At 63.5% G+C, this 11353-nt stretch carries 13 protein-coding genes; 12 read left to right on the top strand and 1 reads right to left on the bottom strand.

Annotated elements, in window-relative coordinates; all coding sequences use genetic code 11:
- Positions 1-4: 4 nt before the first annotated feature.
- The 11 genes from nagZ (at position 5) to GGQ99_RS06850 (ending at position 9876) form a co-directional block, all read left to right on the top strand.
- Positions 5-1024, top strand: coding sequence for a beta-N-acetylhexosaminidase (gene nagZ / locus GGQ99_RS06900; protein WP_183261597.1), 1020 nt, complete (start codon positions 5-7; stop codon positions 1022-1024).
- A gap of 65 nt (positions 1025-1089) precedes the next feature.
- The gene (locus GGQ99_RS06895; RefSeq protein ID WP_183262377.1) at positions 1090-1890 is read left to right on the top strand and encodes a segregation and condensation protein A; all 801 of its coding nucleotides are present in this window, start codon (positions 1090-1092) and stop codon (positions 1888-1890) included.
- Positions 1887-2621 carry an SMC-Scp complex subunit ScpB gene (scpB, locus tag GGQ99_RS06890; protein ID WP_183261579.1) on the top strand — a complete coding sequence of 245 codons (735 nt, stop codon included), beginning with the start codon at positions 1887-1889 and terminating at the stop codon, positions 2619-2621. Before GGQ99_RS06895 ends, scpB begins: the two co-directional genes overlap by 4 nt.
- A 39-nt stretch (positions 2622-2660) precedes the next feature.
- The gene (locus tag GGQ99_RS06885; protein WP_108608314.1) at positions 2661-3764 is read left to right on the top strand and encodes an ABC transporter ATP-binding protein; all 1104 of its coding nucleotides are present in this window, start codon (positions 2661-2663) and stop codon (positions 3762-3764) included.
- A gap of 35 nt (positions 3765-3799) precedes the next feature.
- Positions 3800-4018 (top strand): twin-arginine translocase TatA/TatE family subunit, encoded by a 219-nt coding sequence (locus GGQ99_RS06880; protein ID WP_108608313.1) that lies wholly within the window; start codon positions 3800-3802, stop codon positions 4016-4018.
- 32 nt (positions 4019-4050) lie between these two features.
- Positions 4051-4710, top strand: coding sequence for a Sec-independent protein translocase protein TatB (gene tatB, locus GGQ99_RS06875; protein WP_183261578.1), 660 nt, complete (start codon positions 4051-4053; stop codon positions 4708-4710).
- Between the two features lie 41 nt (positions 4711-4751).
- On the top strand, positions 4752-5594 hold the full coding sequence (gene tatC / locus GGQ99_RS06870; RefSeq protein ID WP_183262376.1) for a twin-arginine translocase subunit TatC: 843 nt from the start codon (positions 4752-4754) through the stop codon (positions 5592-5594).
- A 57-nt stretch (positions 5595-5651) separates the two neighbouring features.
- Positions 5652-6956 (top strand): serine--tRNA ligase, encoded by a 1305-nt coding sequence (gene serS, locus GGQ99_RS06865; protein ID WP_183261576.1) that lies wholly within the window; start codon positions 5652-5654, stop codon positions 6954-6956.
- 1 nt (position 6957) lies between these two features.
- Positions 6958-7716, top strand: a complete 759-nt coding sequence (gene surE / locus GGQ99_RS06860; protein ID WP_108608310.1) for a 5'/3'-nucleotidase SurE — start codon at positions 6958-6960, stop codon at positions 7714-7716.
- Complete coding sequence (locus GGQ99_RS06855) at positions 7713-8366, top strand: protein-L-isoaspartate(D-aspartate) O-methyltransferase (protein ID WP_108608309.1); 654 nt, start codon at positions 7713-7715, stop codon at positions 8364-8366. Before surE ends, GGQ99_RS06855 begins: the two co-directional genes overlap by 4 nt.
- Positions 8367-8628: 262 nt before the next feature.
- Positions 8629-9876, top strand: coding sequence for a peptidoglycan DD-metalloendopeptidase family protein (locus GGQ99_RS06850; protein WP_425486777.1), 1248 nt, complete (start codon positions 8629-8631; stop codon positions 9874-9876).
- Between the two features lie 78 nt (positions 9877-9954).
- Here GGQ99_RS06850 and GGQ99_RS06845 read toward each other — a convergent pair whose 3' ends face one another.
- Positions 9955-10827, bottom strand: coding sequence for an ATP-binding protein (locus GGQ99_RS06845; RefSeq protein WP_108608307.1), 873 nt, complete (start codon positions 10825-10827; stop codon positions 9955-9957).
- Between the two features lie 181 nt (positions 10828-11008).
- Here GGQ99_RS06845 and yajC point away from each other — a divergent pair, with 181 nt between their 5' ends.
- The gene (gene yajC / locus GGQ99_RS06840) at positions 11009-11347 is read left to right on the top strand and encodes a preprotein translocase subunit YajC (protein WP_108608306.1); all 339 of its coding nucleotides are present in this window, start codon (positions 11009-11011) and stop codon (positions 11345-11347) included.
- The last annotated feature ends 6 nt before the right edge of the window (positions 11348-11353 follow it).

Genomic DNA, 11353 nt, shown 5'->3' with positions numbered 1-11353 from the left:
TGACATGACCGAATCAAAGTCCATCATCCTTGGCTGTGCAGGCCTGTCGCTCACCGCTGAAGAGATTGCCTTTTATCGCCGGGAGCGGCCGTGGGGCTTCATCCTCTTTGCCCGCAACGTCAAGGAGCCGGAGCAGATCCGCGATCTCGTCGCAGCCATGCGTGACAGTGTCGGTCGGCCGGACGCCCCTGTCTTCATCGACCAGGAGGGCGGGCGCGTGCAGCGCCTGCGCCCGCCGCTGGCGCCGAACTATCCCGCAGGCGGCGCGCTCGGCGCGCTCTATCGCAGCGACCGCGAGGCGGGCCTGAGGGCGACGTGGTTGCTCGCCCGCCTGCATGCCTTCGATCTCGCCCGCTACGGCATCACTGCCGACTGCCTCCCGGTGCTGGATGTTCCAGTCGAGGGCGCCAGCGACGTCATCGGCGCGCGTGCCTACGGCAAGGACCCCGATAGCGTTACGGCACTCGGCCGCGCCGCTGCCGAGGGGCTGCTTTCAGGCGGCATCCTGCCGGTCATGAAGCACATTCCAGGCCATGGCCGCGCCTTTGCCGATACCCATTTCGAATTGCCGACGGTGGACACGCCGCTCGACCAGCTGCGCGCGCACGACTTCGCGCCGTTCAAGGCGCTGAACCACCTGCCGATCGCCATGACCGCGCATGTGATCTTCAGCGCCGTCGATCCGTCAGCACCTGCGACGACGTCGCGCAAGGTCATCGAGGAGATCGTGCGCGGCGAGATCGGCTTCGACGGTCTCCTGGTCAGCGACGACACCTCGATGAAGGCACTTTCTGGGGATTTCCCTTCAAAGTCGGCGGCGATCCTTGCGGCGGGCGTCGATCTTGTCCTTCATTGCAACGGGGTGATGGAGGAGATGGAGGGCATCGCCTCGCGGGCGACGGCACTTTCCGGGAAGTCGCTTGAGCGCGCTGAAAAGGCCCTTGCCGCGGTCAAGGCGGGCGACGGCCACGATGAAGCGTCGCTTCGGGCGGAATTCGGACAATATTTCGAGGCAGTTGCATAGCCTCTCAAGGAGAAGGCACGGATTTGGCGGACGCATTGGAAAGCAAGGCCCAAAAGCCAGCACCGATGGACCGCCTGTGGGCGGAGAACGCCGACGAGCGCATGACGGACGATCCGTCGCTGGTCGTCGACGTCGCCGGCTTCGAAGGCCCGCTCGACCTCCTGCTGCACCTGGCGCGCAGCCAGCGGGTGGACCTGTCGCGCATTTCGATCCTGGCGCTTGTCGAGCAGTACCTCATCTTCGTCTCGCAGGCGCGGGCCTTGCGGCTGGAGCTTGCCGCCGACTATCTGGTCATGGCGGCGTGGCTCGCCTTCCTCAAGTCGAAGCTCTTGATCCCCAAGCTGCCGGGCGATGAAGGCGAAAGCGGCGAGGAACTGGCAGCCGTGCTGCAGTTCAGGCTCAAGCGGCTTGAAGCCATGCGCGATGCCGCCTCGCGGCTGGTCAACCGCAACCGGCTTGGACGCGACGTCTTCCAGCGCGGCGCGCCGGAACTCGTCATCATCGACAAGCGCAACGAATACTCGGCCTCGCTCTACGACCTGTTGAGCGCCTATGCCGGCCAGCGGCAGCGCCAGGCCATCACCAACGTGCAGATCGCCAAGCGCGGCGTCTGGTCGCTCAAGCAGGCGCGCGACATCCTGGCCCGCATGGTCGGTGAATTGAAGGACTGGACCGCGCTCGACCATTTTCTCATCCGCTACATGACCGGCCCGGAGGAGCGCGCAACAGCGCTTGCCAGTTCCTTCGCCGCGAGCCTCGAAATGGTTCGCGACGGCAGCGTCGAAATCCGCCAACACGAGCCATTCGCGCCGATCTATCTGCGCGAACGCCAATCCGCCCCCCGGCAGACCGAAGGTGCTTCATGACCGAAGGATCAAACGTCGTTCCGTTCTCCCTCGACGACGAGGATGGCGATGCCGTCGAACGCAACCCCGCGGTACGGCTGCATCTCGCCGAGGCCGTACGCATGGCCGAGGCGATCGTCTTCGCCAGCGCCGAGCCGGTGAGCGAGCGGCAGCTTGTTTCGCGACTGCCCGAAGGCATCGACGTGCCTGCGGCGATGGCCGAACTGCAGCGCATCTACGAGCGCCGCGGCGTCAATCTGGTCAAGGTCGCGGATTCATGGGCCTTCCGCACCGCCGGCGACCTCGCTTTCCTGATGAGCCGCGACACGGTCCAGCAAAAGAAGCTGTCGCGCGCGGCACTCGAAGTGCTTTCGGTGATTGCCTACCACCAGCCGGTGACACGCGCCGAGATCGAGGACATCCGCGGCGTCGAAACCTCCAAGGGTACGCTCGACACGCTGATGGAAACCGAGTGGGTGCGCATGCGCGGCCGCCGCAAGACACCGGGCCGACCGGTCACCTATGGCACCACCGACAAGTTCCTCGACCATTTCGGCCTGGAGGAAATACGCGACCTGCCCGGCATGGAAGAGCTGAAGGGAGCAGGGCTGCTCTCCACGCGCATGCCGCCCGGCTTCTCGGTGCCGTTGCCGCCGTCCGACCCGGATCTGCTCACCGAAGATGAGGATCCGCTGACGGACATCGATCTTGAGGAGCTTGGCCTGTTGACACCCCGCGTCACAGATGATTGACCGGCGCCGGTGTGGAACCGGCCCTGCGAGGTCCATTCTGTGACGACCAATCAAGCCCAGACGGTTTCCCGCGTCACCGCGGGCGTGACTTTTGCCGCACGCCTGGCTTTCGAAAATATCCGACATTCCTTCGCCAATGGCGCCGAGACGCTGCGCGGCGTCAGCCTTGCCGCTGAACCGGGTGAGGTTCTGTGTCTGCTTGGCCCCTCCGGTTCGGGCAAGACGACGCTGCTGAGGATCGCCGCCGGCATTGAGGCCCAGACATCCGGCCAGGTGATGCTCAACGGCAAGGAGATTGCCGGCCCCTCGGTATTCCTGCCGCCGGAACAGCGCTCGATCGGCCTGGTCTTCCAGGATTTCGCCCTGTTTCCGCATTTGACCATCCTGGACAATGTCCGTTTTGGCCTGACCGCCCTGTCGCGGGACGAGGGCAAGCGCGAGGCCTTGATCGCGCTCAACCGCGTCGGCCTTGAGCACTATGCCGACAACTACCCGCACGCGCTGTCCGGCGGCGAGCAGCAGCGCGTCGCCCTTGCCCGTGCGCTCGCGCCGCGGCCGGCAGTGCTGTTGATGGACGAGCCGTTTTCCGGCCTAGATTCGCGGCTAAAGGATACGGTGCGCGCCGAGACGCTGGCAATTCTGCGCGAAAGCCGGGCAACCGCGATCGTCGTCACCCACGACGCCGAGGAGGCGATGCGCATGGGCGACCGCATCGCCCTGCTGAAGGACGGCCAACTGGTGCAGACGGGCAGGGCGGACGACCTCTACCTCAGGCCGGCAAATCTGTTCGCCGCCGGCTTCTTCTCGGAGTTGAATGTCTTTTCGGCCAGGGTTGTCGATGGTTATGCAGATACACCGGTCGGCGAGGTCGAAACGTCGGTCGCCGACGGTACCCAGGTATCGGTAGCCGTGCGCCTGACCGGCATCGACGTCAGCGAAGACACCGGCGAGACTCAGGCTCGCATCATTTCGCGCCGCTATCTCGGCGTCGTCGAATTGCTGGAGCTTGCGGTGCCGGGAGCGGAGACGCCGGTCAGGGCGCGTGTGCGCTGCGGCGCTTTGTCCGTAAAAGCTCGTGATATATGGCTGTCGCTTCGGAAAGCGGATGTTCTAGTGTTTGAATCTGGAAGCGAAAGAGCCTAGATCAATCGCAGGGAAACTGTTCAAGAGAGAGTTCAATGGGTTCGTTTTCAATCTGGCACTGGCTGATCGTTCTGGTCGTCGTGCTGCTGCTGTTTGGCCGTGGCAAGATCCCCGAACTGATGGGCGACATGGCCAAGGGCATCAAGAGCTTCAAGAAGGGCATGTCGGACGAGGAAGCCGACGATGCCAAGACGGTCGAGCATCGCAACGACGAGGCCGTAAACTCGACCAAGGAAAAGGCCAGCAAGAGCTGACCATAGTCTCTTGCTAGCCGGATCGCACCGACATGTTTGAAATCGGCTGGACCGAAATGCTGGTGATTGCGGTCGTCATGATCGTGGTCGTCGGCCCGAAGGATTTGCCCAAGATGCTCCGCACCATAGGGCGGATGACCACCAAGGCACGGTCCATGGCGGGCGATTTTCAGCGCCAGTTCAACGAGGCGCTGAAAGAAGCCGAACTCGACGACGTCAAGAAGTCGCTCGACGATCTCAAGGGCCTCAATCCGGCCAATGAGATCAGGAAGCAGCTCAATCCGTTCGAAAAGGCGGCTGCCGACGTGCGCGCCGGGCTCGATTCTGCGATGAAGCCGTCGCAGCCGGCAGCACCCGCTGACCCGGCGTCTAGTTCCGTGCATTCGGCCGAGCCGTTGAAGAACGGCGCAACCGTCATGCCGGGCGTGGCCGGACCGGAGGCAATGCCGGCAGCGCCGGTTGTCCCGGCCGCCGAAATCAAGGCTACGCCGGTGCCGGTTGCCGAAGCGCCTGCCAAGGCTGCCAAGGCGGCAACAAAGCCGAAAGCGGCCGCGAAGCCCAAGGCTGCGGCGCAAGCCAAGGCCAAGGCAAGTCCAGCCAAGCCGGCCGCCGCCAAGGCAGCGCCGGCAAAGGCTGCTGCGCCCAAGAAGACCGTCGCCAAGACGACGACCAAAGCAGGAAAAGCCTCGTGAGCGCCGAAGACGACGAGATCGAAAAGTCCTCGGCCCCGCTGATGGAGCATCTCATCGAGCTGCGCACGCGGCTGATGTGGTCCATCGGCGGCTTTTTCGTCGCCTTCCTGGTCTGCTTCTTCTTTGCCAAGCAGCTGTTCAATCTGCTGGTCATCCCGTTCAAATGGGCGACCGGCTGGGCCGGTCTCGACCCGGAAAAGGTCGAGCTCATCTACACGGCGCCGCAGGAATTCTTCTTCACCCAGATCAAGCTCGCCATGTTCGGCGGCCTTGTGATCGCGTTCCCGGTGATCGCCTCGCAGATCTACAAGTTCGTCGCCCCCGGCCTCTACAAGAACGAGCGCGCCGCTTTCCTGCCGTTCCTGGTCGCTTCGCCGGTGCTGTTCCTGATGGGGGCGTCGCTGGTCTACTTCTTCTTCACCCCGATGGTGATGTGGTTCTTCCTCGCCATGCAGCAGACCGGCGGCGAAGGCGAGGTACAGATTTCGCTGCTGCCCAAGGTGTCGGAATATCTCAGCCTGATCATGACGCTGATCTTCTCCTTCGGCCTGGTGTTCCAGCTGCCGGTGGTGACGACGTTGATGGCCCGCGTCGGTATGGTGACGTCGCAGGGATTGGCCGACAAGCGCAAATGGGCGATCGTGATCGCCTTCGTGGTTGCCGCCGTGCTGACGCCACCCGATCCGGTCAGCCAGATCGGCCTTGCCCTTCCCACGATCCTTCTTTACGAGATTTCCATCTGGACCGCCCGGATGATCGAAAAGAAGCGCGAGCAGGAGCGCGTGGCGAGCGAGACGCAGAGCGAGGGCGACAACCCCGCCGAGCAGACGCAAGCAGCACCGACCTCGCTCGAAGGCACAGGCAGCGGCACGAAAGCCGGCTGACAGCCCGATCCGCCGTCGCGGTCGTTTCGACAACCGCCGCGACCGGAAAATTTTTAAATGCTTGATATCAAATGGATTCGCGAGAACCCTGAAGCTTTAGTCGAAGCGCTGACCAAGCGTGGGCAGCCGGCTTCGGTCGCGAGCTCGACGGTGGACGACCTGATCGCCAAGGATGAGGCGCGGCGAGCCCACGTTTCGAAGCTGCAGGAGGCGCAGGAGCGCCGCAATGCCGCGTCTAAAGAAATCGGCAACGCCATGCGCAATGGTGATTCCGCCCTGGCAGAGAAGCTGAAGGCCGAAGTCGCCGAGATCAAGGGCTTCATCCAGGATGGCGAGGGCCTCGAACGCGAACTCGACAAGGCACTCGATTCGGCTCTTGCGATTATTCCCAACGTTCCGCTGCAGGACGTTCCCGTCGGCAAGGACGAGAACGACAATGTCGAACTGCGCAAGGTCGGCAAGGTCATGCCGCGCCCGAACTGGGTGAAGGAGCATTTCGAGATCGGCGAGGCGCTCGGCCTGATGGACTTCGAGCGTGCCGCCAAGCTTTCGGGCGCGCGTTTCACCGTGCTGAAAGGCCAGCTTGCCCGGCTCGAACGCGCGCTCGGCCAGTTCATGCTGGACCTGCATACGACCGAACACGGCTACACCGAAGTGCAGCCGCCGCTTCTGGTGCGCGACGAGGTGCTGTTTGGCACCAACCAGCTGCCGAAATTCGAGGAAGACCTGTTCTTCGTGCCGCATGGCGACAGCCGCCTCGGCCTGATCCCCACCGCCGAAGTGCCGCTGACCAATCTCGTGCGCGAGGAAATCCTTGCCAGCGAGCAGCTGCCGATGCGCTTGACGGCGCTGACGCCCTGCTTCCGCTCGGAAGCTGGCTCGGCGGGCCGCGACACGCGCGGCATGCTGCGCCAGCACCAGTTCTACAAGGTCGAGCTGGTCTCGATCGTTGATGCCGAAAGCGCGCTTGCCGAGCATGACCGCATGACCGACTGCGCCGAGAACGTGCTCAAGATGCTTGGCCTGCCGTTCCGCACTGTCGTGCTGTGCACCGGCGACATGGGCTTCGGCGCACGGAAGACCCATGACATCGAGGTCTGGCTGCCGGGTCAGAATACCTACCGCGAGATTTCTTCCTGTTCGGTGTGCGGTGACTTCCAGGCGCGGCGCATGGATGCCCGCTATCGTCCGAAGGAAGAGAAGGGCACGCGCTTCGTGCACACCCTCAATGGCTCGGGTGTCGCCGTTGGTCGTGCGCTGATCGCCGTCATCGAGAATTACCAGAACGAGGACGGTAGCGTAACCATTCCTGAAGTGCTGCTGCCTTACATGGGTGGCCTGACCAAGATCGAAGCGAAGTGACATGCGCATTCTGCTGACCAACGACGACGGCATCCATGCCGAAGGGCTTGCTGTCCTGGAGCGCATCGCCAACCAGCTGTCGGACGACGTTTGGGTGGTGGCGCCCGAGACCGACCAGTCGGGCTACGCCCATTCGCTGTCGATCTCGGAACCACTGCGGTTGCGCAAGATCAGCGACAAGCACTACGCGGTGAATGGCACGCCGACCGACTGCGTCATCATGGGCGCGCGGAAGATCCTGCCTGAGCCGCCGGATCTGATCCTGTCGGGCATCAATTCGGGCCTCAACGTTGCCGACGACGTGACCTATTCGGGCACGGTCGCCGGTGCCATGGAAGGCGCGCTGATCGGCATCCGCTCGATCGCGCTGAGCCAGGCCTATGTCTACGAGAACGAAGAGCGCATCGTGCCTTACGAGACGGCGGAAGCGCTGGCGCCGGCGCTACTCAGGAAGCTGATCGCCACCGAGCTGCCTATCGGCGTGCTGCTCAATGTCAATTTCCCGAACTGCCCGCCGGAAGAGGTGACGGGTCCTGTTGTGGCGAGCCAGGGCAAGCTGTCTTACGGCATCTGGGTCGAGGAGCGCCGCGACGGCCGCAGCCTGCCATATTACTGGCTGCGATTCGGCCGCGACGAGCCGGAGGTCAAGCCGGGCACCGATTTGCATGCCGTACGCAACAAGCAGATTTCGGTCACACCGCTCAAGCTCGACATGACGGCGCATGAACTGCGCGATCAACTGGCCAAGGCAATTGCATGAACATGATGCCGGACGATCGTGAAGGCTTCGCCGCCTTTCTTCTTCGCCTGCGTGGGCGCGGCATCGTTCCGAAAAATCTCATCGCCGCTTTCGAGGCAACGCCAAGGCGGGATTTCATCGCCGGGCAATTCCATTCCATGGCCTGGTCGGATCGCATGCTGCCGATCGAATGTGGCGAAGCGATCGAGGGCGCCGACCTTCAGGCCGCGGTGATTGCCGCCCTCAACATCGAGCCGGGCAACCGCGTGCTCGAGGTCGGCACCGGTACGGGCTACACCGCTGCCGTGATGGCGCGGCTGGCCGGGCGCGTCATCACTGTCGACCGCTTCAAGACACTAGCCGAGCAAGCGCGCCAGCGCTTCGAATTGCTCGGCATCAACAACGCGCTGGTGCGCCAGGCCGACGGCTCGAACGGGCTGCAAGGCGAGGGGCCGTTCGACCGCATCGTGGTATGGGCCGCCTTCGACAGCCATCCACGCATGTTTGTCGACCAACTGTCGAGCGGCGGCACGATGATCGCGCCGATCGGTCCTGAAGAGGGCGAGCAGGTGCTCTGCAAGCTGACCAAGATCGGCAGCCGATTCGAACGCGAAGACCTGGGCGTCGTTCGGCTCCAGCCCCTGGCGCGTGGCGTCGCTGCCGTAATCTAGGTATTGAGCGTCAGGCAACGCTGGCCTGACCTGAGCCTCGGCACGCCCCAGCCTATCCCATGAGCCTCCCGCATCTGTCCGATTGAAACCCGGCCACCCCCGGCTTGACTGCTATCGCGACGTGGCTTGCGAAGCTTTTGATTTATTTGATCCCCTTAACCGGCCGGTAACATTAACGCGCTTTAATCAAGCCTAGTTGGTATCGGGTAAAGCGCGGGTCAGTGCGATGCGTTTCAGTATTTTGAAGGCGAATAGACGCTCTATGGCGCGCAGTGGCGCCGTTCTGCTGGTTGCCGGCATGGCGGCAGGCTGCAGTTCCGGAGTGTCGCGATTCGGCGGCGGTGGCGTCGACGACATCTTTACGGCATCGACGCCCAATCAGCGTTCGATCATCAGCCAGCAACAGCAGCCCTATCCGGGTGAGGCCCAGGCAGCGCCGCTCGCGGCCAGCAATTCAGGTTCGGTGAGCCGCGGCAGCCTGGAGCCTGTCTCTTCGCAGCCGCTGCCTGCTCCCGCAGTTGCCCAGGCTCCGGCAATGGCTCCGGCTCCGGTCCGCACGGCCCAGGCTCCCGCCTTGGCACCGGCCGTCGATCGTACGACGACGTCGACGGTTGCCCAGGCCCCCGCCCAGGACAACGTGCTCAAGGTGCCTGGCAAGAAGCCCCTGCCGGCCAACCAGCAGCCACTGTCCACGGACAAGGTTGCGGTGTTGCCGCAGCAGCCCAAGACCAAGGAAAATGGCGCGCTCGCTCAGGTCGACTCTTCGGCTGACAAGAATGCCAAGCCCACGGGCACTGGCAGCAGCTACAAGGTGGCCGAAGGCGACACGCTCAACCGCATTGCCAACAAGCTCGGCGTCACCACGGCAGCTCTCAAGCAGGCCAACGGCCTGCAGGATGGCCGCATCCGTATCGGTCAGTCGCTGAAGGTGCCCGGTTCCGCCACCACGACCGTTGCCAAGGCAGCGCCGGCCGCCGTCGATCCGGTGGTGACCAGCACGCCTGCTCCGGCCAAGCCGGCCGTTGCGGCAGCCAAGCCCACCGAAGCGCCGACGGTCGCAGCCTACACGCCGCCGAAGAAGGACAAGCTGGTGCAGCAGGCCGAGGAATCGGCCGAAGCAGCACCGAATGCCACCGGTATCGACCGCATGCGCTGGCCGGTGCGTGGTCGGGTCGTTTCCAGCTACGGCAAGGGCGGCGGCAAGTCGAATGACGGCATCGACATCTCGGTGCCGGAAGGTACGCCGGTCAAGGCAGCCGAAAACGGCGTCGTCATCTATGCCGGCGACGGGCTCAAGGAATTCGGCAACACGGTGCTGGTGCGCCACGAGAACGGCCTCGTGACTGTCTATGGTCACGCGAGTCAGCTCAAGGTGCAGCGCGGCCAGAAGGTCAAGCGTGGCGACGAGATTGCGCTTTCCGGCATGAGCGGTTCCACCGATGCGCCGAAGTTGCATTTCGAAGTGCGCAAGAACTCTACGCCGGTCGATCCGAACGGCTTCCTGGAATAGCGGGTACCCTGACCTCCAATTCGCCCGCCAGCTTCGCCCGTCCCGACCAGGGGCGGGCGTTTTCGTTGGAAGGTCGGCTTAATCCTTCAGCGACTTGCCCAGCCGGCCGGCGAGATCCTGGATGAACTGCCAGGCAACGCGGCCCGAGCGGCTGCCGCGGGTCGTTGCCCATTCCAGCGCTTCGGCGCGCAGCGTTTCGGCATCCCCGTCGAAACCGTGGTAGCGGGCATAGCCGTTGACCATGTCGAGATATTCGTCCTGCGAGCACTTGTGGAAACCGAGCCACAGGCCGAAGCGATCCGACAGCGACACCTTTTCCTCGACTGCTTCGGACGGGTTGATCGCCGTCGAGCGCTCATTGTCGATCATGTCGCGTGGCAGAAGATGCCGGCGATTCGACGTCGCATAGAAGATCACATTGCCCGGCCGGCCCTCGACGCCGCCTTCGAGCGCTGCCTTGAGCGACTTGTAGGACGTATCGTCGTGGTCGAACGACAGGTCGTCGCAGAACAGGATGAAGCGATGGGGCGCCGCCTTGAGCAGGTTCATCAGCTTGGGCAGCGTGTCGATGTCCTCACGGTGGATTTCGATCAGCTTGAGCGGAGCGACGCTCTTGCCCGAGGCGTTGATGCTGGCGTGCGCCGCCTTGACCAGGGACGACTTGCCCATGCCGCGCGCGCCCCACAACAGCACGTTGTTGGCGGGCAGGCCGGCGGCGAAGCGCTCGGTGTTGTCGACAAGGATGTCGCGCACCCGGTCAACGCCCTTGATCAGCCCGATGTCGACCCGGTTGACGCGGTGGACGGGTTCGAGATAGCCGGGATCGGCAGCCCAAACGAAACAGTCGGCGCTGTCGATGTCGGTTTCCGGAGCTGCCGGCGGCGCCAACGTCGCCACGGCGGCAATCAGACGGTCGAGTTTGTCGTTGAGTGCTTCGATCGCCTTTTCCATGACCAATCCTGTCCATCTCTACATTTCATCAATGCGCGACGCTGTAACACGCTCAAATTGCGCGGAAAAGCGCCGCTGCTTGGGCCAAGCGCAGTTGCATTGGTCGCTTTAGCGACTATATTCCGCGCACATTTGCGGGGTCCCGGTGTGCGGTATCCCGATACTTTCTCAGGAGACATTCATGTTCGTCACGCCGGCATACGCACAGGCCACCGGGGGAACGCCCGACGTTCTCGTAAGCATTCTGCCGTTTGTGCTGATCTTCGTGATCATGTATTTTCTTATCATCCGCCCGCAGCGCACCCAGCTCAAGAAGCGTGGCGAGATGCTTTCGTCGATCCGCCGCGGCGACACGGTCGTCACGGGTGGTGGTTTCGTCGGCAAGGTGACCAAGGTCATCGACGACAATGAACTCGAGGTCGATCTGGGCAACGGCCTCAAGGTGACGGCGCTGCGTGCGACCATCTCCGACGTTCGGGTCAAGGGCGAGCCGATCGCCAACCAGAACGCCAAGAAATAACCGTAT

Source organism: Aminobacter niigataensis (genome assembly GCF_014200015.1).
Lineage (GTDB): Bacteria > Pseudomonadota > Alphaproteobacteria > Rhizobiales > Rhizobiaceae > Aminobacter > Aminobacter niigataensis.
The sequence above is the reverse complement of the archived record's forward strand: the minus strand, read 5'-3'. Positions and strand labels throughout refer to the sequence as shown.